A 25,978-nucleotide genomic window follows, 5' to 3' on the forward strand; every position below is an offset into this window, starting at 1 on the left:
CTAGAGCCCGAGTTTGTTGATCATGTCCTGTGTGACCAGGCAGATGCCCTTTTCCGAAACGCGGAAGCGCTTGGCGTCGAGCACGGGATCCTCGCCGATCACCAACCCTTCCGGTATCCTTACACCGTGATCGATGACGACGCGTTTCAACTTTGCGTTCCGTCCGACATGAACGTCGGGCAGCATGACGACCTCTTCCAGCGTCGAATAGGAATTGATGCGCGCGCCGGTAAAGATCAGGCTTTTCTTCAGCGTCGCGCCGGAGACGATGCAATCGCCCGAGACCAGGGAAGAAACGGCCGAGCCGCGCCGGCCATCCTCGTCATGGACGAATTTTGCCGGCGGCTTCAACTCGGCATAGGTCCAGATCGGCCAGTCGCGGTCGTAGAGGTCGAGCTCCGGCGTCACATCGGTCAAGTCGATATTGGCTTCCCAATAGGCGTCGACCGTTCCGACATCGCGCCAGTAGGCTTCGTTTTCCGCGGTCGAGCGTACGCAGGACTTGGTGAAGCGGTGCGCGATCGCCTTACCATGCTGGACGATATAGGGGATGATGTCCTTGCCGAAATCGCGGCTGGAGCCGGGCTCGGCGGCGTCGCGGCGCAGTTGCTCCATCAGGAACTTGGTCTTGAAGACGTAGATGCCCATCGAGGCCAGGGCGAATTCCGGGTTGCCCGGAATGCCTGGCGGATCGGCCGGCTTTTCGACGAAGGCGATGATGTTGTCCTTGGCATCGACATGCATGACGCCGAAGCCTGTCGCTTCCATGCGCGGCACTTCGAGGCAGCCGACCGTGACGTCGGCATTGGCGTCGACATGCTGGCGCAGCATCATCTCGTAGTCCATCTTGTAGATATGGTCGCCGGCGAGGATGACCATGTATTCCGGGCCATAGGCCTCGATGATGTCGATGTTCTGGTAGACGGCGTCCGCCGTGCCCTCATACCACTGCGTTTCCGACACACGCTGGCTGGCGGGAAGGATGTCGAAGCTTTCGTTTCGTTCCGGCCTCAGGAAGTTCCAGCCGCGCTGCAGGTGGCGGATCAGCGAATGCGCCTTGTACTGGGTGGCGACCCCAAGGCGGCGAATGCCCGAGTTGAGCGCATTGGAGAGCGCGAAGTCGATGATGCGCGTCTTGCCGCCGAAATAGACCGCCGGCTTGGCGCGACGGTCGGTCAGTTCCTTGAGGCGGCTGCCACGGCCGCCGGCCAGTACGTAGGCCATGGCATCGCGCGCCAGCGGCTGGGTCCGTTTCAAGTCTGCCATTTCTACCCTCCCAAGTTACTCAAGTCTCGCCATTTCGCCGAGACGGGCTCAGTCGACAACCAGTTCGAGCATGATCGTCGACAGCGGCGGCAGAAGCATCGTTGCCGAGATGCTCTTGCCTTCCGCCCTTGCCTCGACCATGCCGCCATTGCCCATGCCGGAGCCGCCATATTCGGATGCGTCGGTGTTGATGATCTCGCGCCACTTGCCGGCCTTCGGCAACGGCACGCGATAATTGTCGCGCGGCACCGGCGTGAAGTTGGAGATGACGGCCACCGGGCTGCCGCCAGGCGCGTTGCGCACCCAGGCGAAAACCGAATTCTGGCTGTCGTCGACGATCAGCCAGGAAAATCCTTCCGGTTCGCAGTCGCGGCCATGCAGCGCCGGGCGCGACCTGTAGAGATAGTTGAGATCGCGCACCGTCTGCCAGACGCCGCGATGCGGGCGGAAATCGAGCAGGTTCCAGTCGAGCGCGCGTGCCTCGCTCCATTCGCGGCGCTGCGCGAACTCCTGTCCCATGAACAACAGCTTCTTGCCGGGATAGCCCCACATGAAGCCGTAATAGGCACGCAAGGTCGCGAATTTCTGCCAGTCGTCGCCGGCCATCTTGCCCAGCAGCGTGCCTTTGCCGTGCACGACCTCGTCATGCGAGAGCGGCAACACGAAATTCTCCGAGAAAGCGTAGGTCAAGCCGAAGGTCAGGTCGTTGTGGTGGTGCTTGCGGAAGATCGGCTCCTTGGAAAAATACTCCAGCGTGTCGTGCATGAAGCCCATGTTCCACTTGAAGCCGAAACCCAGCCCGCCCTCATGCACCGGCGCGGAGACCTTCGGCCATGAGGTGGATTCCTCGGCGATGGTCATGACGCCCGGATGATGGCCGTAGACCTCCTTGTTCATCTTCTGCAGGAAAGAGACCGCTTCGAGGTTCTCGCGGCCGCCCTTCTCGTTGGGGATCCATTCGCCGGCCTTGCGCGAATAGTCGAGGTAGAGCATCGAGGCGACCGCATCGACGCGCAAACCGTCGACATGGTATTTCTCGGCCCAGAACAACGCGTTGTTGACTAGGAAAGACACCACCTCGCGGCGACCGAAATTGTAGATCGCGGTGTTCCAGTCGGGATGAAAACCCTTGCGCGGGTCGGCATGTTCGTAGAGCGCGGTGCCGTCGAAATGGGCCAGGCCATGCGCGTCGACCGGAAAATGCGCCGGCACCCAGTCGAGGATGACGCCAACGCCGGCGCGGTGCGCCCCATCGACGAAACGGGCAAAACCGTCCGGGTCGCCGAAGCGGGCCGACGGCGCATAGAGGCCGGTCGTCTGATAACCCCAGGACGGGTCATAGGGATGTTCGGAGATCGGCATGAACTCGATGTGGGTGAAACCGGTCTCGACCACGTAGGGGATCAGCCGATCGGCCATTTCGTCCCATGACAGGAACGTGCCGTCGTCGCCAAGCTGCCAGGACCCGGCGTGGACTTCGTAGATCGAAATGGCTTCGCGCCGGTGATCGGCATTGCGCCAGAAATTGCGGTGGGCCTCGTCGCCCCACTCATGCCCCGGCGGCACCGCAACGACCGAAGCCGTGGCCGGACGCAGTTCGGATTTGAACGCGAACGGGTCGGCCTTCAGCGGCAGTCTGACGCCATCGGGGCCGATGATCTCGTATTTGTAGGGTCGGCCGGCACCGATGTCGGGCACGAACAATTCCCAGATGCCGGTATCGCGGCGATCACGCATCGTGTGACGGCGGCCATCCCAGTCGTTGAAATCGCCGACCACCGAGACGCGCCGCGCATTGGGAGCCCAGACGGCGAAATGCACGCCGGTGGCCCCCTCGTGCTCGATGACATGCGCGCCAAGCTTGTCGAACAGCCTGAGGTGCGAACCCTCGGCGATATAGTAGTCGTCCATCGGCCCGAGCACCGGGCCGAACGAATAGGGATCGGTCAGCCACCAGTCGCCGCCGGCATTGCGCGCGTGGTAGCGCAGCGGTTGCCGCTTCCTGATCGACAGCTTGCCTTCGAAGAAGCCGGCATCATCGCGCCTGGACAACTCACCGGCCTCGATGCCCGTCAGCGTATAGGCTGCGACGGTTTCGGCATGGGGAACGAAGCAGCGGGCAAACAGGCTCTTGCCGATCTCGTGGACGCCAAGGACTGCAAACGGATCCCCGTGCGTGCCGGCGACAATCGCCGCAACATCGCTGGCTGGCGCCAGTCCGTCCGGCCCGCTTGTCGCAGCGGTCGCGCGCGGCTTCCTCATCAGGCAGTGTCCCTCCCAGGGCACCAGGTGTTTGTTTCTGGTGATGTGAATTGACATTCAACCCGCATCACCGGGACCACTTTGTTCGTGGCCTCATGCAATCACATCAGACAGGCACGTTCCAGATTTCTTTCGCGTATTGGCGGATCGTGCGATCGGAGGAAAACCAGCCGACGCGCGCGACATTGCGGATCGCCCGGGCATACCAATCCGGGCTGTTGCGCCAGACGGCGTCGACCTCGCGCTGGGCAGCGGTGTAGGCATCAAAATCGGCGGCGACCATGAACCAGTCACTGTCGTAGAGGCCATTGATGAGATCGCGGTAGCGGTCCGGGTCGTCCGGCGAGAAGACACCCGAGGATACGGCCGCGACCGCCTGCGCCAGTTCGGAGGACCCCTCGATCACGGCGCGCGGGTTGTAGCCATTGTTGCGCCGCTCGGCGACCTCTGCCGTTGTCAGGCCGAAGATGAAGATGTTGTCGTCGCCGACGCATTCCTTGATCTCGACATTGGCCCCGTCGAGCGTGCCGATGGTCAACGCGCCGTTGAGCGCGAACTTCATGTTGCCGGTGCCCGACGCCTCCATGCCGGCGGTCGATATCTGCTCGGACAGGTCGGCGGCCGGCATCATGATTTCGGCCAGGCTGACATTGTAATTCGGCACGAACACCACCTTCAGCAAACCGCGAACGGCCGGGTCGCGGTTGATGACCCTGGCGACGTCATTGGCGAGTTTGATGATCAGCTTGGCGTTGTGGTAGCTGGGCGCCGCCTTGCCTCCGAAAAACTTCACGCGGGGCATCCAGTCACGCTCGGGATGCGAACGGATCTGGTCGTAAAGCGCAACCGCCTCGAGGATGTTGAGAAGCTGGCGCTTGTATTCGTGGATGCGCTTGACCTGGATGTCGAACAGCGCCGACGGATCGACCTTGATGCCGAGCCGGTCGGCGACGAGATTGGCCAGCCGCACCTTGTTCTGCCGCTTGACGCCCGCGAACTTCTCCCGGAACGCGCTGTCATCGGCAAAGCCGTCGAGCCCTTTGATGCCCTCGATGTCGTCCAGAAACCGGTCGCCGATCGCCTCGCGGGCGAGCGAGGTCAGTCCCGGGTTGCACTGGATCAGCCAGCGCCGCGGCGTGATGCCGTTGGTCTTGTTGTTGATGCGGTCGGGATAGAGCTTGTGCAGGTCGGCGAACACCGTTTCCTTCATCAGCTCGGTGTGCAGCGCCGAGACGCCATTGATGGAGTGCGAGCCGACAAAGGCCAGATTGCCCATGCGAACGCGGCGGTCGCCGTTTTCCTGGATCAGCGAGATGCGGCTGATCTGCTCGCCCGAGAACTGGTTGGTGGCGCGGGCCTCCAGAAGCACCTGCGCGTTGATGGCGTAGACGATCTGCATGTGACGCGGCAAAAGCCGTTCGAACAGCGGCACCGGCCAGCTTTCCAGCGCCTCGGGAAGGAGCGTGTGGTTGGTGTAGCCGAAGGTGCGCTTGGTGATATCCCAGGCGAGGTCGAAGTCCATGCCGTGGACATCCATCAGGAGCCGCATCAGCTCCGGCACCGCGATCGCCGGATGGGTGTCGTTCAAGTGGATCGCGGCCTTGTCGGGCAGCGACTTCAGGTCGCCATACTGGCTCAGATGCCGCTGCGCGATGTCCTGCAGCGAGGCGGTGGAGAAGAAATATTCCTGCCGCAGCCTGAGCTCCTGCCCGGCGACGTGGGAATCGGCGGGATAGAGCACGCGCGACAACGCGTCGGCCTTGTTGCTCTCAGCCAGCGCGCCGATGTGGTCGCCCGCATTGAACTTGTCGAGCAGGATCGGATCGACCGGCATGCCCGACCACAGCCGCAGCGTGTTGACGCGGTTTGCCCGCCAGCCGACGACGGGCGTGTCGTAGGCAACGGCCAGGACATGCTCGGTCGGCTTCCAGACATGGCGCTCGAGCCGGCCATCCTTTGACGTGATGGACTCCACCGAGCCGCCGAAGCCGACTTCGAAGGAGCGTTCGCGCCGTTCGAATTCCCATGGGTTGCCGTGATCGAGCCAGGTTTCGGGCAGTTCGACCTGCCAGCCGTCATGGATTTCCTGGCGGAACATGCCGTTGGCGTAGCGGATGCCGTAGCCATGCGCGGGAATGTCGACGGTGGCCATGCTTTCCATGAAGCAGGCGGCGAGCCGGCCAAGGCCGCCATTGCCGAGCGCCGCATCGGGCTCGAGCGCCGCGATGAGATCGAGGTCGACGCCGAGAGACGACAGCGCCTCGCGCATATTGTCCATCAGGCCGAGATTGGAGAAGGCGTCGCGCATCAGGCGGCCGATGAGGAATTCCAGCGACAGGTAATAGACGCGCTTTTCCTGCTGGTCGTAGGCCTCTTTGGTTGCCTGCATCCAGTGATCGACGATGCGATCGCGCACGACCTTGATCGAGGCGGTCAGCCAATCATATTGCGTCGCGACGGTGGTGTCCTTACCGACCCTGTATTTGAGGGCCATCAAGACTTCCCTTGCGAGCGTCTTCGGATCTGGATTTTCGAGCAGTGGCGGAAGGGTTTCGGATGTCATCGCGCGCGTCATGCTACCTCTCGTGCGGTTGCAACGATCATACCGGCTTTCACCATTCATCCCAGCCCATGTTACCGCATTGCAGCATATATTCAATCGATTTAGATGAAGGTCCGCCAACTTACCCTGCGGCAATTTGGCGGTCAGGCGGCCAGCGCGGCCTCCGGAGGCGCCTTCGCGCCGGTCATGAAGGCGACCGCATCGGACATCGTATACTGCTTGGGATCGATGACTGCGAGACGACGGCCGAGGCGGTGGATGTGGACACGGTCCGCCACCTCGAAGACATGCGGCATGTTGTGCGAGATCAGCACGATGGGCAGGCCGCGCTTCTTGACGTCGAGGATCAGTTCGAGCACGCGGCGGCTCTCCTTGACGCCAAGGGCGGCCGTCGGTTCGTCCATGATCACAACGCGGCTGCCGAAGGCGGCGGCGCGCGCCACCGCGACACCCTGGCGCTGGCCGCCCGAGAGCGTCTCCACCGCCTGGCCGATGTTCTGGATGGTCATCAGGCCGAGTTCTGTCAGCTTGTCGCGGGCACGCTTTTCCATCGCCGGACGATCGAGCATGCGCAGCCATTGGCCAAGAAAGCCGGGTTTGCGGATCTCGCGGCCGAGGAACATGTTGTCGGCGATCGACAGTGCCGGCGATAGGGCCAGGTTCTGGTAGACGGTTTCGATGCCGGCTTCGCGGGCTTCCATTGGCGACTTGAAGGCAACGGCTTTGCCTTCAAGCCGTATCTCGCCTTCGTCTGGCACGACGGCGCCTGAAATCGCCTTGATGAGCGATGACTTGCCGGCACCGTTGTCGCCGATGACGGCGAGAATTTCGCCGGGGTAGAGGTCGAAGTCGGCATTGTCGAGGGCGGTGACGCGGCCATAGCGCTTGACCAAGCCACGCGCGGTGAGAATGGGTTCCTGGGTCATGACTATGCCGAAACCTTTCTGATCCATTGGTCGACCGCCACGGCGCCGATGATCAACACACCGGTGAGCAGCACTTTCCATTGCGGATCGGCGCCCAGCATGTTGAGTCCCATTGAGACGACGCCGACGATCATGGCGCCGAACAGCGTGCCCAGGATCGAGCCGCGCCCGCCGAAGAGGGAGATACCGCCGATCACCGTCGCGGTGATCGCCTGCAGATTGTAGTCGGTGACTGCCGCCGACGGCGAGATCGAACCATTACGGCCGATGGAGACCCAGGCGGCGAAAGCGGCGATCAGCCCGGCAAGGGTGTAGACCGTCACCAGCACCTTCTTGGTCTGGATGCCCGACAGCTTGGCCGCCTCCTGGTCGTCGCCGACGGCGTAGACATGGCGGCCCCAAGCGGTGTGGTTGAGCACGTACCAGAGCAGCAGCACCAGCGCGACCATGGCGATGACGCCGAGCGTCAGCACCGCGGTTCCGACCTTGAAGCTCAGGGCGAACAGATGCAGCAGCGGCGCCTGGGTGTCGACGTCGGTGTCACGGATCGTCTCGTTGGCCGAATAGATGAAGTTCGTGGCCATGACGATGTTCCAGGTGCCCAGCGTCACGATGAAAGGCGGCAGCTTCATGTAGGCCACCAGCAACCCGTTGAGCAGCCCGCAGGCAGCACCGGCGGCAAGCCCGATCGCCACCGCGAGTACGCTCGGCAGGCCGTAGCTGACGGCGCAATTGCCCATGATCACGGCTGAAATCACCATGATGACGCCGATCGACAGGTCGATGCCGGCGGTCAGGATGACCAGCGTCTGCGCAGCGCCCAGAATGCCGACGATGGCAATCTGCTGCAGGATCAGCGTCAACGTGTAGGACGAGAAGAAGCGCCCGCCAATGGTGATGCCGAAGATCATGATCGACAGGACCAGTACGATCAGCGGCACCGCTGCCGGTGTCGAATGCAGGAAATGCTGGATGCGCCTGACTGCCGATTTGTGCTCGTCGAACGCAGCAACGCTGGTGTCGCTGCTCGAGAGAACTTTCTCGAATTCCTGAGCTTGAGACATGTTTCCTCCCCGTAGGGTGTCAGCCACGCGCCGACGCCCGTCCACGCCTTTCCGGTCTATCGCCGGGATTGTTCGCGGTCACGCGAGCCATCGTCCACCCGAAGCGGCCGGGGATCAAGCCCCGACCGCTCGAGTTCGGTAATTGCCGGTCAGACCGGCATCAGCCCCAGCACTTGGCGAGGCCTTCCTTGGTGTCGATGGACTTCACGCCCTTGGCCGGCTTGTCGGTCACCAGGTTGACGCCGGTGTCGAAGAAATTCTTGCCTTCGGTCGGCTTCGGCTTGGTTCCATCCTTGGCGAAGGCGGCGATCGCCTCGATGCCGAGCGCTGCCATCTGCAGCGGGTATTGCTGCGACGTCGCGCCGATGACACCCTCTGTCACCGACTTCACGCCGGGGCAGCCGCCGTCGACGGAGACGATCAGCACCTGCTTTTCAAGGCCGACGGCCTTGAGCGCCTGGTAGGCGCCGACAGCGGCCGGCTCGTTGATGGTGTGGATGACGTTGATGGTGTTGTCCTTCTGCAGAAGGTTCTCCATCGCCTTGCGGCCGCCCTCCTCGTTGCCGTTGGTGACGTCGTGGCCGACGATGCGCGGATCGGTCTCATCGCCGATCTTGTTGGGATCCTTCACGTCGATGCCGTAGCCCATCATGAAGCCCTGGTCGCGCAGCACGTCCACCGTCGGCTGCGACGGCGTCAGGTCGAGGAAGCCGATCTTGGCGTCCTTGGCCTTGTCGCCGAGCGTCGCGGCGGCCCAGGCGCCGATCAGCTTGCCGGCTTCCAGATTGTCGGTCGCGAAGGTCGCGTCGGCCGCGTCGATCGGGTCGAGCGGCGTGTCGAGCGCGATCACCAGAAGGCCGGCGTCGCGGGCCTTCTTGACGGTCGGCACGATGCCCTTGGTGTCGGAGGCGGTGATCAGGATACCCTTGGCGCCGTCGGCGATGCAGCTTTCGATCGCCGCCACCTGGCTCTCACTGTCGCCGTCGATCTTGCCGGCATAGGTCTTGAGGTCGACGCCGAGTTCCTTGGCCTTCGCCGTGGCACCTTCCTTCATCTTGACGAAGAAGGGGTTGGTATCGGTCTTGGTGATCAGGCAAGCGCCGACACCGGCCGCGGATGCGGACGAGGCAAACGCCATCAGACCCAGGGCAGCCGCGGCAAACACGGTCGATTTCAACAGTTTTGTATTGGTCACGATCTTCCTCCCAGTGGAACCATTCCGGATGCCGGCCAACCGGCATCTACGGCGCATCCAACGAATTTCTCCCAGCGTGGACGCCTCTTCAACAGACACCAGACCGAGGGTCCTGTCAATAATTAAATCACTCTTATTTATTATTGACAGCCTTGCGTCCTTCACTCATTCTGGCCCAAAAGCATTGAGGGGAAACGACGGGAGGAACAGGGTGGAAACCGCCACTGCGAGGCACGGTTCGCCCGAAGCGAATGAGAGCCTGATTCACCGCGGCACCAACCAGAGCGGCATGCGCGACCACAACGAGCGGCTGGTGCTCTCGCTGGTGCGTCAGCATGGCAGCCTGGCGAAATCCGATATCGCGCGCATGACCGGACTGTCGGCGCAGACGGTTTCGGTCATCATGCGCGAGCTGGAGGAAGAAGGCCTGCTCGTGCGCCAGGCACCGCTGCGCGGCAAGATCGGCCAGCCCTCGATACCGATGGCGCTCAATCCGGAGGGCGCCTTCTTCATCGGCCTCAAGATCGGTCGCCGCAGCGCGGAACTGGTGCTGATCGATTTTCTCGGGAATGTGCGCTCTATGCTGCAGCACTCCTATCGCTATCCGGCACCGCGCGAGACGGTGGAATTCGTCACCGATGGCATGAAAAAGATGCGCGGCGAACTGACGCCGGCACAGGACAAGCGCATTGCCGGGCTCGGCATCGCCATGCCGTTCGAATTGTGGAACTGGGCCGACACCGCCGGCGCGCCGCGCGACGTCATGGACGAATGGCGCCACCGCGACATCAGGGGCGATATCCAGGCGCAATGCGATTTTCCGGTCTATCTGCAAAACGACGCTACGTCGGCCTGCGGCGCGGAACTCGTCTTCGGCCAGGCGGGCGGCGCGCGTGATTTCGTTTATTTCTACATCGGCGCCTTCGCCGGCGGCGGCATCGTGCTCAACGGCCGGCTGTTCGGCGGCCCGACCGGCAATGCTGGCGCGCTCGGCTCCATGCCGGTGCCGGGACCGGACGGCAAGCCGACCCAGCTGATCGACGTGGCGTCGATCGCCATGCTGGAAAAAGCGCTCAATGCCCGCGGCGTCGAGGCTTCGCATCTGTGGACGTCACCCGAGGACTGGGGCGAGATCGGCTCCGAACTCGACGACTGGATCGCCAGCGCCTCACGGGCGCTTGCCTATGCCATCGTCGCGGCGTCCTCGGTCATCGATTTCGAGGCGGCGGTGGTCGACGGCTGGATGCCGCGGGCGGTGCGCCGTCGGCTGGTCAATGCCATTATCGCGGCCATCGCGACAATCGACGGCGAAGGCTTGAAACTGCCCGCCGTTCGCGAGGGAACCGTCGGCATCCATGCCCGGGCGCTCGGCGGCGCCAGCCTGCCGCTGTCCGAGCGCTTCCTGATCGGTTCGACGACGATTTCCAGGAGCGCCTGAATGCTGATCGGAATCCCGGCGCTGCTCGGTCCGGACCTTCTGGCGACATTGCGCGCCATGGGCCATGGCGACGAGATCGCCCTGGTCGACGGAAATTATCCGGCAGAGGAGCAGGCAAGGCGCCTCATCCGGGCCGACGGTCATCCGCTCATTCCGGTGCTCGACGCGATCCTGAGTATCCTGCCGGTGGATGACGCGGTGCCGGAAGCGTTGTTCCGCGCATCCGTGAAAGGCGACCCGTCGCGCGCCGATCCGGTCCATCACGAGATAGAGGCGATCTGCGCCAAACGCGCGCCCGGCCGCAAGGTGGTTGCGCTGGCCGGCGCCGACTTCTATGCACGGGTCAAATCGGCGCATGCCATCGTCGCGACAAGCGAGCCGCGGCTTTACGCCAACATCATCATCCGCAAGGGCGTGATCTATCCGCCGGAGACCAGGAAGCCATGATCCTTTGCTGCGGCGAAGCCCTGATCGACATGTTGCCGCGCACCACGACGCAAGGTGAGCCTGCCTTTGCTCCCTATGTCGGTGGCGCGGTGTTCAACACGGCGATCGCGCTTGGACGGCTCGGCGCGCCGGCCGGCTTCTTTTCGGGCCTGTCGTCGGATCTTTTCGGCGGCCAGTTCAGGGACGCGCTGGGGGCGAGCAAGGTCAGTTCCACCTACGCCCATACCTCGCCCAGGCCGACGACGCTGGCCTTCGTGAAGCTCACCAACGGCCAGGCGACCTATACTTTCTACGACGAGAACACCGCCGGACGCCTGCTTACCATCGATGACCTGCCGGCGCTTGGAAACGAGATCGAGGCCATGCTGTTCGGCGCCATCAGCCTGATCTCGGAGCCTGCCGGCAGTGCCTATGAAGAGTTCATGCGGCGCGAGCATGCGAGCCGTGTCATGATGCTCGATCCCAACATCCGGCCGAACTTCATCCCGGACAAGGCCAAGCACCTCAGGCGCATCCGGGAGATGATGGCGATGGCCGATATCGTGAAACTGTCGGACGAAGACCTCAACTGGTTCGGCGAAGCCGGTTCGCACGAGGACGTCGTGCGAAACTGGCTTGAGCGCGGCCCGAAACTGATCGTCGTGACGCATGGCAGCGAAGGTGCTGTCGGTTACACCAAGGACCACGCCGTCACCGTGATGCCGGAAAAGGTCGAGGTGGTCGACACGGTCGGTGCGGGTGATACATTCAATGCCGGCATTCTTGCCTCCCTGCATGAACAGGGCCTGCTGACGAAGGCGGCCATCGGCGACCTCACGCAAGACGCGATCCGCAAGGCACTGGCGCTTGGTGCCAAGGCAGCGGCGGTGACCGTATCACGCGCCGGCGCCAATCCACCGTGGCGGCACGAAATTGCCTGAGCAACGTTCAACATAAGTTGAGCCAGTCGATCACTTTATGTTTCGCAGGACGAATCCCGGGGGCTATAAAGGCCGGATCGCGCCCGACGAGGCCCGGATTTCCGGCATCTGGCCAGCATTCGCCGGAAGCAGTGGTAACAGACCGCAACAGCCAGGCAATCTGCGGCCCCGACCGTCCGGCTTTCTCGGCAGGCGCAACTCTGGTACCAGCGGGCCGTTATCTGGCTAAACCGCCTTGTTAAAAACCGTTTTTGAGGCCGACCATGCAGTTCATTGATCTTGGCGCGCAGCGCGAACGCATCCGCGACCGGCTGAAAGCCGCGATCGACCATGTTGTCGAGGACGGCCGCTACATCCTCGGCCCCCAGGTCGCGGAATTCGAGAAGAAGCTCGCCGCCTATGTCGGCACCAAGCATGTCGTGGCCTGCGCCAACGGCACCGATGCGCTGCTGCTGCCGCTGTTTGCGGCCGGCATCGGCCCGGGCGATGCCGTGTTCGTGCCGAGCTTCACCTTCGCCGCCACCGCCGAAGTGGTGGCGTTGGCTAAGGCGGAACCCGTCTTCGTCGATGTCGATCCCGCAACCTACAACATCGACATCGCCAGTCTCGAGGCGGCGATCACCATGATCAAGAAGGAAGGCCGGCTAAAGCCGAAGGCGATCATCCCGGTCGACCTGTTCGGCCTTGCCGCCGACTACGAGGCAATCATGGCCATTGCCGACCGCGAAGGACTGTTGGTGATCGAGGACGCCGCCCAGTCGATGGGCGGATCGCATGACGGCAAGATGTGCGGTGCCTTCGGCCATGTCGGCTCGACCAGCTTCTACCCGGCCAAGCCGCTTGGCTGCTATGGCGACGGCGGCGCGATGTTCACCAACGATGACGCGCTGGCCGACAAGCTGCGTTCCTTTGCCTTCCACGGCAAGGGCGAGACCCAGTACGACAATGTTCGCGTCGGCATCAATTCGCGGCTCGACACGCTGCAGGCGGCGATCCTCATCGAAAAGCTCGCCATCCTCGAAGACGAGATGGTCGCGCGCCAGGTGGTGGCAAATCGCTATGCCGAAGGGCTCGGCGACATCGTCACGGTTGCCCGCAATCTCGATGGCAGCCGGTCCGCCTGGGCCCAATACGCGATCGAGACGCCCAAGCGCGACGGTCTGAAGGCGCATCTCGGCGAGAAGGGCATTCCGTCCGTCATCTACTACGTCAAGCCGCTGCATGCCCAGGTCGCCTATCGCGACTACCCGCGCACGCCGACCGGCCTTGCCGTTTCGGAGGACCTGCCGAAGCGCATCCTGTGCCTGCCGATGCACCCCTATCTCAGTGAAGCCGACCAGAACCGGATCATCGAGACGATCCGCAACTATATCGGCTCGAACTCGGCGCAGGCCGCGGCGGAGTAATCGGCAGCGGCTCTCAGGCTGGGTTTGCCCCTGCCCTGCCGCTGGCGATGAAATGAGGATTGGCGAAATCCTCGTCGTCGGCCTGGTCGCGTTTGCCATAGGCCAAGGGCTTGCCGTCCAGCGTGCGTGTCGTACCGCCCGCCGCGCGCAACACCGCGTCGCCCGCGGCGGTGTCCCACTCCATGGTGCGGCCGAAACGCGGATAGACGTCTGCCTCGGCACTCGCCAGAAGACAGAATTTCAAGGACGATCCGACCGAGACGATCTCGGCGGCGCCGAGTTCGCGAATATAGGCTTCGGTTTCCGGCGTGTTGTGCGACCGGCTGGCAACCACGGCCAGCGGGGCGGCTGCCGTTCTCACCGAAATCGGCCTGCGGCCGACGATCTGGTAGTCGCCGTCGATTTCCAGGGCTTCCGCCCTGCCCGGCCGGCCGGAAAAGAAGCGGCCTGTGCAAGGCGCGAAGACGACACCGACTTCCGGCACACCATGGCGCACAAGCGCGATGTTGACTGTGAAGTCGGTGCGGCGATTGACGAATTCCTTGGTACCATCGAGCGGATCGACGAGGAAGAACGCATCGCCAAGATCGGTCGGCATGACACCGGCCGCCGCCTCCTCCTCGGCCACGCAGGGAATCTCGGGAAATGCGGCGCGCAGGCCGGTGAGAATGATCTTCTCGCTCTCGCGGTCCGCCTCGGTCACCGGCGAGGAGTCTGATTTACGGTCAACCGCGCAGCCGGCGTGGAACACACGCATGACCTCGCGTCCGGCCGCCAGGGCCAGTTGCTCGAAGATGTCGAGCATCGACTTGTCGTCAGATACCGCCGCCGTTGTCATATTGGTCTTCGGCAATGTCACGCTCGTTCAGCCAGTGTTCCAGGGCATCTACCATCTCTTCAGCCGATCTGCCGAGCGTCTTGAGATGGATTTCCGGTTTTTCCGGCGCCTCGTAGGGGGAATCGACACCGGTGAAGTTCTTGATCTCGCCGTTCAGCGCCCGGGCATAGAGGCCCTTCGGATCGCGCCTGGCGCACTCCTCGAAAGGCGTATCGACAAACACCTCGATGAACTCGCCATCGGCCATCAGTTCGCGCGCCATGCGCCGTTCGGCGCTGAACGGCGAAATGAACGAGACAATGACGATCAGCCCGGCATCGGCCATCAGCTTGGCCACTTCGGCCACGCGGCGGATGTTCTCGACCCGGTCGGCATCGGTGAATCCGAGATCGCGGTTGAGACCGTGACGGACATTGTCGCCGTCCAGGATATAGGTGTGCCGGCCGGTGGCGAACAGCTTCTTCTCGAACAGATTGGCGATGGTCGACTTGCCGGAGCCCGAAAGCCCGGTGAACCAGAACACGGCGGGCCGCTGGTTCTTCATGTCGGCGCGCACGCGCTTGCCGACATCGAGCGATTGCCAGTGGATGTTTTCGGCACGACGCAGCGAGTGCACGATCATGCCGGCGCCGACGGTGGCGTTCGAGATGCGATCGATCAGGATGAAGGCGCCGGTGGTACGATTCTCGGCGAAGGGATCGAAGGCGATCGGCGCCCGCGTCGAGATGTTGCAGATGCCGACTTCGTTCATTTCAAGCGACTTGGCCGCTTCATGGGCGAAGTCGTTGACATTGATGCGGTATTTCAGGTCGGTGACGGTAGCGCTGGTCTGGTCGGTCTCGGTGCGCAGGATGTAGGAACGGCCCGGCAGCAGCGCATGCTCGTCAAACCAGACGATGTTGGCGGCGAACTGATCGGCAACCTGCGGCCTGGCGGCCGGCGAAACCAGCATGTTGCCCCTGGAGACCTCGACCTCATCGTCAAGAACGAGCGTGATGGCCTGGCCGGCCACCGCCTGTTTGAGATCGCCGCCATGGGCGACAATGCGTTTGACATGCGAGGACTTGCCGGATTTGGCGACCACGACCTCGTCGCCTGGCGCAATGGCGCCGGAAGCGATCGTGCCGGCAAAGCCGCGGAAGTCGAGATTGGGTCGGTTGACGTACTGCACCGGAAAACGGAATGGCTGCTCGACAGCAGCCTCTTCGACCGAAACTGTCTCGAGGTGCTCGATCAGCGTCGGGCCGGAATACCATTGCATATTGTCGGAGCGGCCGCTGACATTGTCGCCGTAGCGGGCCGACATCGGGATCGGCACGATGGTCTGGAAGCCGAGGTCACGCGAGAATTGTCCGTAGTCTTCGACGATCCGGTCGAAAACCGCCTGGTCGAAATCGACGAGATCGATCTTGTTGACCGCCAGCACGATGTGGCGAATGCCGAGCAGCGAAGCGATGATCGAATGACGCCTTGTCTGGCGCAGCACCCCTTGCCGAGCATCGATCAGCACGATCGCCAGGTCGGCGGTCGAGGCGCCCGTCGCCATGTTGCGCGTATATTGTTCGTGGCCGGGTGTGTCGGCGACGATGAACTTGCGCTTCGGCGTGGCAAAGAAGCGGTAGGCGACGTCGATGGTGATGCCTTGCTCGCGCTCGGCCTCGAGGCCGTCGACCAGCAGCGCGAAATCGATGTCGTCGCCGGTGGTGCCGTGCTTGCGCGAATCGCGCTCGAGCGCGGCGAGCTGGTCCTCGAAGATCTGCTTGGTGTCGGACAACAAGCGTCCGATCAGCGTCGACTTGCCGTCGTCGACCGAACCGCAGGTCAGGAAGCGCAGCAGCGACTTCTTCTCCTGCGCGGCTAGATAATCACGGACGCTGTCGGTGGGAGCAAGGCTTTTTGCCATGATATGACGCATGGTCAGAAATACCCCTCGCGCTTCTTCTTTTCCATCGAGCCTGCCTCATCACGGTCGATCAGGCGACCTTGGCGTTCAGAGGTGCGCGCGGTCAGCATCTCGCCAACGATGGCTTCGAGCGTGTCGGCATCCGATTCTATGGCGCCGGTGAGCGGATAGCAGCCCAAAGTGCGGAACCGCACCAGCCGGTTCTCGACCGACTCGCCGGGGCGCAGTTTCATGCGATCGTCGTCCTTTAGGATCAGCATGCCGTCGCGTTCCACCACCGGCCGCTCCTTGGCAAAATAGAGCGGCACGATCGGGATGTTCTCCTGCAGGATGTACTGCCAGATATCGAGTTCGGTCCAGTTCGACAGCGGGAAGACGCGGATCGATTCGCCCGATGCGATGCGGGTGTTGAATATCTTCCACATTTCGGGGCGCTGGTTCTTCGGATCCCACACGTGCTGGGCGTTGCGGAACGAGAATATACGTTCCTTGGCGCGCGACTTCTCCTCGTCGCGGCGGGCGCCGCCAAAGGCGGCATCGAAACCGTATTTGTCGAGCGCCTGGCGCAGCGCCACGGTCTTCATAACATGGGTATGGGTGTTCGAGCCGTGGTCGAACGGATTGATGTTGTCGCGCACGCCGTCTTCGTTGACATGGACCAACAGGTCGAAGCCGAGTTTTTGCGCCATCTGATCGCGAAAAGCGATCATTTCGCGGAATTTCCAGGTGGTGTCGACGTGAAGAAATGGAAATGGCGGCTTGGCGGGATAGAACGCCTTCATCGCCAGATGCATCAGCACGGATGAATCCTTGCCGACCGAATAGAGCATGACCGGCTTGGTGAAGGCGGCCGCAACCTCGCGGAATATGTGGATGGACTCGGCTTCAAGCCGCTGCAGGTGCGTAAGCGCTATGGTCATGGACTGTGAGCGTTCTCTCGTGCCTTGCGACAGAAGACCTTGCGTCAAATCATCGAGCTTTTTGCGCCCGGTTCAAGCTTCGCTTCTGGACAAAGTGTTTTCGTGCGGGCGTTCTAGCAGATCGGCGCACGGCAGAACAATGCAAGACGAGCTTGGCGGCTGTCAGTTCGAGAATGAATTTTCCATGCTTTCGCCAGAACCCGGAAATTTCTGTTCGCAGGGCCTCCAATCGAGAAAAGGCAGGAAAAATATTGCCCGGGAGAACGTGACGGCAAACGCTTCCGGAACCCTTTCCCAAGCGACGGGCGCCGGCCGCCGATTTTCGGTGACAACCAGCCCCGCCGCACTATCGAAAAATCAGCCCAGCCGCTATACAAGCCTCTCGAAGCGGGCAAGATGCATCATGAGGCATGGGCGATTTCGAGGCGAGCACATTCGGTTCCACTAAACGGGATGTGCCGCATAAAGCTACTCGAGAATAGCGAGCCCGAAACTTGGACCGGCTTTCGTCTGTAAGACAGCAATTCACGCCTTCGCGGATCAATATCTACTTTTCCATTCTTTGCTTCTTTTTTCCCCCGGTTCTGGGATCGGCGGTCAGCTTCGTGTTCAATGGTGGTGGCCTGTGGTCCATCCTTTTGATCGCCTTCAGGAAAAGACGCTTCAACATCGACCCGGCGATGATGGTGCTGACGGTCGCGATCTATGCCTATTGCGCGGCCAATCTCGTGGCTTCCATCGTCAACAACGCGATCACTCGGGACGCGTCACACCTGATACCGCTCGTCACCTTCCTGTTTTTCCCCATCTCCTATTCGACCTGGAGCATTACGCGGAAAACGACGCTTGTGCGCATCATCGTGCTGAGCAGCATGGCGGCCTGTTTTGTGGCGCTGTTTCTGGCGGTCTTCCAGCAATATTGGCTTGGTAAGCGCGCCGAGGGCGGAGCCGGCAACGCAATCGTGTTCGCGGAGGTCCTGTGCCTTGGAGTGATGGTCTGTGTGGCCGGTGCCTTGTCAGGCATCGAGCGACGCCGGATCGCCCTCGTCTGCGCGGCACTCGGTGGGACGATCGCCATCATCTACTCCCAAACACGCATTATCTGGCTGGCACTGCTGATCGCCGGCATCGCCGTTCTGCTGATCAACCAGCAGAAACTGAGAGGAAGAAATGCCGTGCGCCTGCTGTTGCTGTTGCTGGCGGTCGGCGTCGTGGTCGCTGCTGTCGGCTTCCAGACCATATCCGGGCGGGTCGATTTTCTGCGCTCCGACTGGGATGCGCTTGCCACCCATGGCGACCACACGACCCCCCTGGGATTGCGCGCCGCTCTGTGGGATATCGGCCTCAAGGCGTTTCATGAGATGCCATTGTTCGGACATGGAGTGGGTGCCACCCAGGTCTTGATAAAACAGGGCTTCCAGGATCAGTTCGGCATGGACGCCGGCTTCAGTCATTTCCACAACGGCTTTCTGACCGCCCTGGTGCAGGCGGGAATACTGGGCGCCGTGACGCTGGCGGCGATATTCGTGGTTGCCGCCAGGAATGCCGCCCTGGTGCTGCGCAACAGCACGGATCCAATCGAGCGGTTCGGCGCCACCATGATCGTCATCGTTCTGATCACCTATCTGACCGCGGGGATGACGGGCATCCTGATCGGCCATGACATTCTGGATTCGGTGCTGATGGTGTTCCTGGTGTCGGGAACCTATCTTGCCTCCGGGCGTCAGGCTCCGTTGGCGGAAGGCCAGGCACTTTCGCTTGCGACGGAAAAACAAGTCCTTCCGCCAACGACGGAAGAGCAGGCGCTTCCGTCCGCCATCCAATAGTTGTTCCGGGCAAAGGCCATGAGAGTTCTGGTGACAGGCGCGACGGGCTTCATCGGCCGTCAGGTGGTGCGCCGGCTCCGCGAGGCAGGCGCCGAGCTTCGCCTCGCGTCCCGCCACCCGGAGAGGCTTGGTTCGGGACGTGACGCCATGCGGATGCCCGGTTTCGACGCGCCGACCGCCGCCTTCCTGGCGCTTACCAGGGATGTCACGGATGTCGTCCATTGCGCGGGCCTGAACAATGATGAAGGCAACGCCACCGAAGCCGATTTCCGGACGGCCAATGCGGAATTGAGTACGCGGCTGGCGCAGGCCGCCGCCGAGCAGGCAAGCGGACGCTTTATCCAGCTCTCCTCGATCCGTGCAGTGATCGGCGCACGCGTCAGCGCAACGATCAACGAGGACACGATGCCCGATCCGCGATGCGCCTATGGGCGCTCGAAGCGTGAAGCCGAAGTCAGGGTGCTGGACGCCTATGCGTCGCATGGCCGTTCCGACGCCACCGTATTGCGGCTGCCTCCAGTCTACGGAAGCGGCATGAAGGGAAACCTGGCAACGCTGATACGCCTGGCCGACACGGCCCTGCCGCTGCCGACAGGTGCCCTGACGGCAACCCGTTCCCTGCTGTCATCACAATCAGCGGCGGGAGCGATATGGCATCTGCTGAGCCGTTCAGGGCCACTGCGCCCGATCTACATTGGCAGCGATGTGCCGCCGGTTTCGATCGCTGACATTGTGCGCGCCTTCCGCAGCGGTTTCGGACGGCCGACGCGCCTGATGGCCGTGCCGGCCGCGCCGTTGCGGGCAGCCGCGATCCTCTTGGGCAAGCGGATATTCTGGGACAATATGACCGCGACGCAGGTATGCGACCCTGCCATGCTGGTGTCCGAAGGCTGGCTGCCGGAAACCGGCACGCTGGAACGGCTGGCCGAGATGGCGCGGCTCGCAAGCGCTCAATCGGCTCCGTTGCGATAGAGCGTTCCAAACAGGATACGAAGATCAAGCCAGAATGACGCCGTCCTGAGATAGGTGGCATCCGTTTCGGCCAGGAGCCGCGGGTTCGACATGTCGATGCCCTTGATCTGGGCCATGCCCGTTATGCCTGGAAGTGCTGTCAAAACCCCCAGCCGCCTGCGATACTCGATCAATTCCGTCTGTGTCGGCAGGCAGGGACGCGGCCCGACCAGGCTCATCTCGCCCTTCAGGACATTCCAGAATTGTGGCAGTTCATCGAGCTTGAACTTCCGCAAGGTCCTTCCGACGGCAGTCACGGCATTCGCAGGCGCTTCATGCGAGGGCAAGGACGGCGTCCCCTGGACCATCGTCCTCAATTTGTGGCAGCGAAACAACGCGCCGTCGCGACCGACCCGTGTCTGGGAAAAAATTGCTGGACCGGGTGACGATGCCCGCACGGCAAGCATGGCGAGCAATAAAACAGGAGATGTGGCCACCAGCAGCAGGGCCGCGCCGGCAAGATCGAAGATTTTCTTGGCTGCCTTCATGAATGGCCGATCGTGCTCCCTGCCAAAAGCCCCGCGGGACAACACCGCTGATGAAGCCGTCATCCGGTCGACCTAGCACGTGGTCGCCTCTCGACCAAGCGCACCGCACGGCCATTCAAGGTTCAGTACATGGGGTGCCGGTTGGTCCCGGCGGAAAGCCGCCGATGGAGACAGTTTTTGCGTTTGCGCCGACCAGGTTTCAGGACTCAAAGGTCGGCCCGGCAGGTTAAGTCGCCTGCCCAGCCGTTTTCGGGATTGCCTGCAGGTCCGTGCTCCCCCTCGCCTTCTTGGCGCGGTCGAGACCCGCCAGCACGGCGAGCGACGCGGCCTTGCCCTGATTCTTCACCGATTGCTGAAGCGCAGCAAGTGCGACCTGGACATCCGACCACTCCACAACGTCCGTGCTCAAGCCAAAAATCTTCGAAATGCCGAGTTCGACGAGTTCCTCGTCTTCACCATGCAGCGTTTCATGGAGCTTTTCGCCAGGCCTGATGCCGGTAAAGCGGATTGGGATGTCCGTGTACGGGCTCTTTCCCGACATGCGGATCATCGTTTCGGCCACTTCGAGGATCGGCACCGGCTTGCCCATGTCGAGCATGTAGACGGCATAATCTTCGCCGCTTGGCCGCGATGCGGCATCGGCAGCCGACATGATGACGAGATCGACGGCTTCGGCCACTGTCATGAAATAGCGTGTCATGCGCCGGTCGGTGATGGTGACAGGTCCGCCAGCCTCGATCTGCGACTGGAATATGGTCGCCACGGAACCGTTGCTGCCAAAGACGTTGCCGAAACGGACCGCGATGAACTTGGTGGCGGGACGGCGCCCACCCGGATCGGTCGGGGGTGTCCCATGCAAGGCGCTGACGATCTGTTCCGCAGCCCGCTTCGTGATGCCAAGCACGGACGACGGATCCACGGCCTTGTCGCTCGACACCAGGACAAACTGCGCCACTCCGCATCTGGCGGCAACCTCCGCGCAGACGAGTGTCCCGAAAACATTGGTCTGGATGGCCGAGTCCCAATTCTCCTCGAGCAGCGGAACGTGCTTCAGCGCCGCCGCATGGAAGATGATATCCGGTTTGAATTCCGAGACGACCCGGGTTATCTGGCGCCGATCGGCGACGTCGGCAATGCGGACCTTGAGGCGGTCATGGTGCTGCTCGTCAATATATTGGCTCAACTGGAAGATGCCGAACTCGGAATTGTCGGCAACCAAGACTGCCTCGGCGCCAAGCTCCAGCGACCGTTTGACCAGGGTTCGGCCGATCGAACCGGCGCCACCCGTCACCAGAACCCGCTTACCGCCGACGAAGGCGCCGATGCGTTTGATATCGGAAGGCACCGTCGAGCGACGCAGGATCGTTTCCATCTCGACAGCGTCGAGAACGAGCTTTCCCTCCTGCCCCAGTTGCGAAAGCCCCGAGAACTGCACGACCGCTATGTCGCCATGCCGGGCGACCCGAACGAGTTCGGAATATTCTTCGATCTCATGCTCGGCACCGCTGCCGAAAATAAGCAGGTCGAGACTTGCCGTCCCCTTTGCGTATTCCTCGAGCGCCTCGACCAGACGAGGGCGAATGGCCACGACGGGTACGCCCTGGATACGGGTGCCCTCGGGAGCCCCGTTTTCGATCGCCAGGATTCCCACAATGGAATACTCGGCCGGCTGGGCTGTGCGGGTGAAACGGATGATCACGTCGGCCTCGCTCAATTTGCCGACGAACATCGCCCGCTTGATCGAGGCCTTGCCGGTGCCGCGGCTCAAGATGCGCCAACTCGCACCATCGCGAAGGAACCGATAGAAAATCCGAGGCGCGGAAATGATGGTGAAAGAAACCAGAAAGAAGACAATAAACTGGCGCTCGTTGAGGCCCGCTACAGGTTGAAAGGAACGGACAACGAGCGAAACGCAGTAAAGCGTAACAGTCAAGATTCCGCAACTCTTCAGGATGTTGAAGAAATCCGGCGTCGAGGCGAAACGCCACACGGTGTTGTAAAGGCCGCAATATCTAAACAGCAGGTGGCTGAGAACGATGATGCTCGCCCAGCAAGCAAAACCCGCTGAGGAAAAGGCTTCGAACGACAGTCTCGATTGCGATAAAGTCAGGCTGAGCGCCACCGCGATCAGGACCATCACGATATCCAGAACCATGATGATAGCGCGACGCACCTTCGGCCGAAGTCCGGATACGGCTTCTATGTGGGATGTCATCGGGCAGTACTGAACTCCGGGCGTGAGAACTTCGACACTAGTACGGAGCCAGATCGAATACCATTCGCCACCGGCCACCTGTTATTAGCGCCAAATCCTCGGCCCCCGCCTTCTCTATCGCATAGCGTGGACTTGAGGCCATCGCCAGAGATTTTTTCACAGGCGGTTTGATCAGGACCGGGCATATCGATCAGGACCGGGTGCAACAGCAAGTGCAAAAGTAGCTCTCGCTCATACAAGTCACGAGGCTCCCGGACCGATATTCACCAAGTGTCGTCGAAATCATTGCCGGTGCACTATTTTGAAGATCACAAGGGAAACGCTGGGCGGCTGGCCAAGCGATTTTCGGTTGACAGAGGAGCCTACTGCAATATGACGGCCTTTCCTTCACCAGCCAAAGCGAAGTGATGAAATTTGGATCGAGTGGCCTTCGAGGCCTGGCTTCGGAACTGCTCGGGAAGCCGAGTGGACTTTACACCGAGGCTTTCGCCTGGCGCCTGGCCGCCGGCGGGGGGCAACCGAAAGCCAGGGTGCTGGTAGGTCGCGACCTACGCGACAGCAGCCCCACCATTGCCGCCAACTGCATGGCGGCCCTGGCGGCAAACGGACTTCAACCGATCGATTGCGGCGCCATTCCGACACCGGCTTTGGCGCTCTATGGCCTGCAGCATGGCATGGCGGCGCTCATGGTGACGGGTTCGCATATTCCTGCCGACCGCAACGGCATCAAATTCTACAGCCCGCATGGCGAGATCAGCAAAGCCGATGAAGCCGCCATGGCGCAGTATGCCGCTGAAAAGTCAGATTCCTATCGCTCGCCGCCATCCGCAGAAACCGCATTTCCGACACACCATGATCAGGCGATCGCCGCCTATCGCGCACGCGCTAAGGATATATTGAAGCCCGGCTCGCTTTCGGGTTTAAGGATCGGCGTCTATCAGCACAGCTCGGTCGCGGCGGATCTCCTGGTCGAGATTCTCCGATCCTTCGGCGCCAGCGTAACACCTGTCGGGAAATCCGATACTTTCGTGCCTGTTGACACGGAAGCTGTGAGCCCCGCCACAATTGCAAAATTCAGGGATTGGGCGCGAGAATTCAAACTCGATGCCATCGTGTCGACAGACGCCGATGCCGATCGTCCGCTCATCACCGACGAGAACGGCGATCTGTTTCGCGGCGACCTGATCGGCCTCGCCGTAGCCTTGTATTTGCGGGCAGATGTTGTCGTGACACCGGTGACGTCCAATTCAGGCATTTCGAAAACCTTCGGTTTTGAGGTGCTGAGGACGAAGGTCGGATCTCCGTTCGTCATCGAAGCCATGGAAGCTTCATACCGTACCGGCAGCATCGTCCTCGGCTTTGAGGCCAATGGCGGCGTGCTCCTTGGGTCGGACTGTTCGCTGCACGGGAGGACATTGACGGCACTGCCGACGCGCGATGCGATGCTCCCTATCCTTGCCGTCCTTGGCACGGTTGCGTCGACAGGAAAAAAGCTGTCGCATCTGCGCGAACTTTGGAAGCTCCCGGCGTGTGCTAGCGAGCGCCTTGAAAATTTCCCGGTTGAAAGTTCGCGCAGCCTAATGCATCGGCTCGCCGATCGGGAACAATTGCAGCGATTTCTGGCCCCTTTCGGGACTGTCGCCGAAGTCGATGAGACCGATGGCCTCAGGACACGAATGGCGACCGGCGAGATCATCCATCTGCGGCCTTCCGGCAACGCGCCGGAACTGCGGTGCTACTCGGAGGCCGCAAACCCGGACAGAGCCGCGGCGATCGTGGCGCTTACGCTTGAAAGGGCGCGGGCAATCACATCCACAGACGAAACAGAGGTCGTTTAATGAAAGTGGTTCCCGTCATCATCAGCGGGGGAGCCGGATCGCGGCTATGGCCTGCCTCGAGGCAATCGCACCCCAAGCCTTTCCTCAAAGTGGCAGACGGACACTCTCTTATTCAACACACCGTGTTGCGCGCGGCTTCGATCGAGGGCGTCGTGGAACTCGTTGCGGTGACGTCCGGGGACCACCTCTTCCTGACCAAGGACGACTTCGACCAGCTGGACTCAGTCGTGCTGCCACGCACATTTCTGCTTGAGCCGGAGGGCCGGGATACGGCCGCTGCCGTTGCCGCCGCCACGATCCACGCCAAGGCGACGCAGGGACCTGACGCAATCCTGTGCGTCTTTCCCGCGGATCACATGATCGGCAATCTGCCTGCGTTTCTGAATGTCATGGGCCGAGCCATCGATCACGCGAAGCAGGGCCGAATCGCAACCCTGGGCATAAATCCAACCAGGCCGGACACCGCGTTCGGTTACATCGAAGCCGATAGCGAAAAAGTTGTCCGTTTCGTTGAAAAGCCGGACCTCGAGACCGCTCAAGCCTATCTCGCATCCAAGCGTTTCTTCTGGAACGCCGGCATCTTCTGCTTCACCGCCCAAACCATGCTCACCGAAATGGCCGTGCATTGTCCCGCGGTCATCGAGGCCGTTTCCAGAAGCTATGAGAACGCCCGTTTCAGCGAAGGCGAAGGCTTTGCCAAAATCGAACTCGCGCCCGAGCATTTCGGCTCGGCTCCGCGTATCTCTCTCGACCACGCGGTCATGGAGAAGGCGGGCAATCTTGCCGTGATACCCTGCGACATGGATTGGAACGACATCGGATCCTGGAACGCGATGGCAGAATTGATCGCCCCCGACGAAAACGGAAACAGGATACGCGGCGATATTCACATGATCGGCACCGCCGGCAGCTATATCAGCTCCGACAGGCGGGTCATCGGCACCGTCGGCGTCAACGACCTGATAATCGTCGATTCCCCGGATGCGTTGCTTGTCGCATCCCGCGACCGCGTTCAGGACGTCAAAAAGCTGTTCGAGGGTCTCAAGGCTTCCGGACATGGGGCGCATCTCCTTCACAGCACGGTACACCGACCCTGGGGTACCTATACGGTTCTGGAGGAAGGCGAGCGCTTCAAGATCAAACGCATCGAAGTGAAACCTGGCAGGCGTTTGAGCCTGCAAATGCACTACCATCGTTCGGAGCACTGGGTCGTGGTCAGCGGCTCCGCGAAAATCGTCAATGGCGACCAGGAGCTGTTCCTGGCAACAAACGAATCGACCTACATCCCCTGCGGCCATAAGCATCGGCTGGAAAACCCCGGCAGAATTGACCTGGTGATCATTGAAGTGCAAAGCGGCGATTATCTCGGCGAAGATGATATCGTGCGCTTCGACGACGTGTATGGTCGCGCCTGACAATCCCGCGACTCGTGATGCTTGGCGAGCAACCACC

General features: G+C 61.8%; 19 protein-coding genes. 8 read left to right on the forward strand and 11 right to left on the reverse strand.

The window, feature by feature from the left end; genetic code table 11:
• The 6 genes from glgC to FJ977_RS04065 all read right to left on the reverse strand — a co-directional run bounded on the left by glgC (window position 1) and on the right by FJ977_RS04065 (window position 9,258).
• Complete coding sequence (gene glgC, locus FJ977_RS04040; RefSeq protein ID WP_140768746.1) at window positions 1–1,266, reverse strand: glucose-1-phosphate adenylyltransferase; 1,266 nt, start codon at window positions 1,264–1,266, stop codon at window positions 1–3.
• 48 nt (window positions 1,267–1,314) lie between these two features.
• Entirely contained in the window at window positions 1,315–3,528 is a 2,214-nt protein-coding gene (glgB, locus tag FJ977_RS04045; RefSeq protein WP_140768748.1) for a 1,4-alpha-glucan branching protein GlgB, read from the reverse strand.
• Between the two features lie 106 nt (window positions 3,529–3,634).
• Window positions 3,635–6,103, reverse strand: coding sequence for a glycogen/starch/alpha-glucan phosphorylase (locus tag FJ977_RS04050; protein ID WP_140768750.1), 2,469 nt, complete (start codon window positions 6,101–6,103; stop codon window positions 3,635–3,637).
• A 131-nt stretch (window positions 6,104–6,234) separates the two neighbouring features.
• On the reverse strand, window positions 6,235–7,044 hold the full coding sequence (locus tag FJ977_RS04055; protein ID WP_246682810.1) for an ATP-binding cassette domain-containing protein: 810 nt from the start codon (window positions 7,042–7,044) through the stop codon (window positions 6,235–6,237).
• Window positions 7,020–8,081, reverse strand: coding sequence for an ABC transporter permease (locus FJ977_RS04060; RefSeq protein WP_140768752.1), 1,062 nt, complete (start codon window positions 8,079–8,081; stop codon window positions 7,020–7,022). Before FJ977_RS04060 ends, FJ977_RS04055 begins: the two co-directional genes overlap by 25 nt.
• Before the next feature lie 160 nt (window positions 8,082–8,241).
• Window positions 8,242–9,258: a sugar ABC transporter substrate-binding protein gene (locus FJ977_RS04065; RefSeq protein WP_027046633.1), complete on the reverse strand. Its 1,017-nt coding sequence runs from the start codon at window positions 9,256–9,258 to the stop codon at window positions 8,242–8,244.
• Between the two features lie 229 nt (window positions 9,259–9,487).
• Here FJ977_RS04065 and FJ977_RS04070 point away from each other — a divergent pair, with 229 nt between their 5' ends.
• The 4 genes from FJ977_RS04070 (at window position 9,488) to FJ977_RS04085 (ending at window position 13,487) form a co-directional block, all read left to right on the forward strand.
• Complete coding sequence (locus FJ977_RS04070) at window positions 9,488–10,714, forward strand: ROK family transcriptional regulator (RefSeq protein ID WP_140768754.1); 1,227 nt, start codon at window positions 9,488–9,490, stop codon at window positions 10,712–10,714.
• Window positions 10,715–11,161, forward strand: coding sequence for an RbsD/FucU domain-containing protein (locus FJ977_RS04075; RefSeq protein ID WP_140768756.1), 447 nt, complete (start codon window positions 10,715–10,717; stop codon window positions 11,159–11,161).
• Complete coding sequence (locus FJ977_RS04080; RefSeq protein ID WP_140768758.1) at window positions 11,158–12,081, forward strand: carbohydrate kinase; 924 nt, start codon at window positions 11,158–11,160, stop codon at window positions 12,079–12,081. The genes FJ977_RS04075 and FJ977_RS04080 overlap by 4 nt, the downstream gene beginning before the upstream one ends.
• Before the next feature lie 263 nt (window positions 12,082–12,344).
• Window positions 12,345–13,487, forward strand: coding sequence for a DegT/DnrJ/EryC1/StrS aminotransferase family protein (locus FJ977_RS04085; protein WP_140768760.1), 1,143 nt, complete (start codon window positions 12,345–12,347; stop codon window positions 13,485–13,487).
• A 13-nt stretch (window positions 13,488–13,500) separates the two neighbouring features.
• Here FJ977_RS04085 and cysQ read toward each other — a convergent pair whose 3' ends face one another.
• Genes cysQ through cysD form a run of 3 tightly spaced genes read right to left on the reverse strand, consistent with a single transcriptional unit; the run spans window position 13,501 to window position 17,148 of the window.
• Entirely contained in the window at window positions 13,501–14,292 is a 792-nt protein-coding gene (gene cysQ, locus FJ977_RS04090; RefSeq protein WP_181179659.1) for a 3'(2'),5'-bisphosphate nucleotidase CysQ, read from the reverse strand.
• A gap of 10 nt (window positions 14,293–14,302) precedes the next feature.
• A complete protein-coding gene (gene cysN, locus FJ977_RS04095) occupies window positions 14,303–16,240 on the reverse strand; it encodes a sulfate adenylyltransferase subunit CysN (protein ID WP_181179575.1) in 1,938 nt (645 codons plus the stop codon).
• 2 nt (window positions 16,241–16,242) lie between these two features.
• Window positions 16,243–17,148 (reverse strand): sulfate adenylyltransferase subunit CysD, encoded by a 906-nt coding sequence (gene cysD, locus FJ977_RS04100; protein ID WP_140768766.1) that lies wholly within the window; start codon window positions 17,146–17,148, stop codon window positions 16,243–16,245.
• Between the two features lie 494 nt (window positions 17,149–17,642).
• Between cysD and FJ977_RS04105 the strand changes: the two genes are divergently transcribed.
• Both FJ977_RS04105 and FJ977_RS04110 read left to right on the forward strand, forming a co-directional pair.
• Window positions 17,643–18,974 carry an O-antigen ligase gene (locus FJ977_RS04105; RefSeq protein ID WP_140768768.1) on the forward strand — a complete coding sequence of 444 codons (1,332 nt, stop codon included), beginning with the start codon at window positions 17,643–17,645 and terminating at the stop codon, window positions 18,972–18,974.
• A gap of 18 nt (window positions 18,975–18,992) precedes the next feature.
• A complete protein-coding gene (locus FJ977_RS04110; RefSeq protein ID WP_140768770.1) occupies window positions 18,993–19,946 on the forward strand; it encodes an NAD-dependent epimerase/dehydratase family protein in 954 nt (317 codons plus the stop codon).
• On the opposite strand, the gene FJ977_RS04115 is transcribed toward FJ977_RS04110, so the two are convergent.
• Window positions 19,925–20,473 (reverse strand): sugar transferase, encoded by a 549-nt coding sequence (locus FJ977_RS04115; protein WP_140768772.1) that lies wholly within the window; start codon window positions 20,471–20,473, stop codon window positions 19,925–19,927. The two genes, FJ977_RS04110 and FJ977_RS04115, sit on opposite strands and share 22 nt — an antisense overlap.
• A gap of 226 nt (window positions 20,474–20,699) precedes the next feature.
• Window positions 20,700–22,688 carry a nucleoside-diphosphate sugar epimerase/dehydratase gene (locus FJ977_RS04120; RefSeq protein ID WP_181179577.1) on the reverse strand — a complete coding sequence of 663 codons (1,989 nt, stop codon included), beginning with the start codon at window positions 22,686–22,688 and terminating at the stop codon, window positions 20,700–20,702.
• Between the two features lie 407 nt (window positions 22,689–23,095).
• On the opposite strand from FJ977_RS04120, the gene FJ977_RS04125 reads away from it, so the two are divergent.
• Together FJ977_RS04125 and FJ977_RS04130 are read left to right on the forward strand one after the other, a co-directional pair.
• Entirely contained in the window at window positions 23,096–24,526 is a 1,431-nt protein-coding gene (locus tag FJ977_RS04125; protein WP_140768774.1) for a phosphomannomutase, read from the forward strand.
• Window positions 24,526–25,941: a mannose-1-phosphate guanylyltransferase/mannose-6-phosphate isomerase gene (locus FJ977_RS04130; protein ID WP_140768776.1), complete on the forward strand. Its 1,416-nt coding sequence runs from the start codon at window positions 24,526–24,528 to the stop codon at window positions 25,939–25,941. The genes FJ977_RS04125 and FJ977_RS04130 overlap by 1 nt, the downstream gene beginning before the upstream one ends.
• Window positions 25,942–25,978 lie beyond the last annotated feature (37 nt).

The sequence above is a fragment of the Mesorhizobium sp. B2-1-3A genome, assembly GCF_006442655.1.
GTDB lineage: Bacteria > Pseudomonadota > Alphaproteobacteria > Rhizobiales > Rhizobiaceae > Mesorhizobium.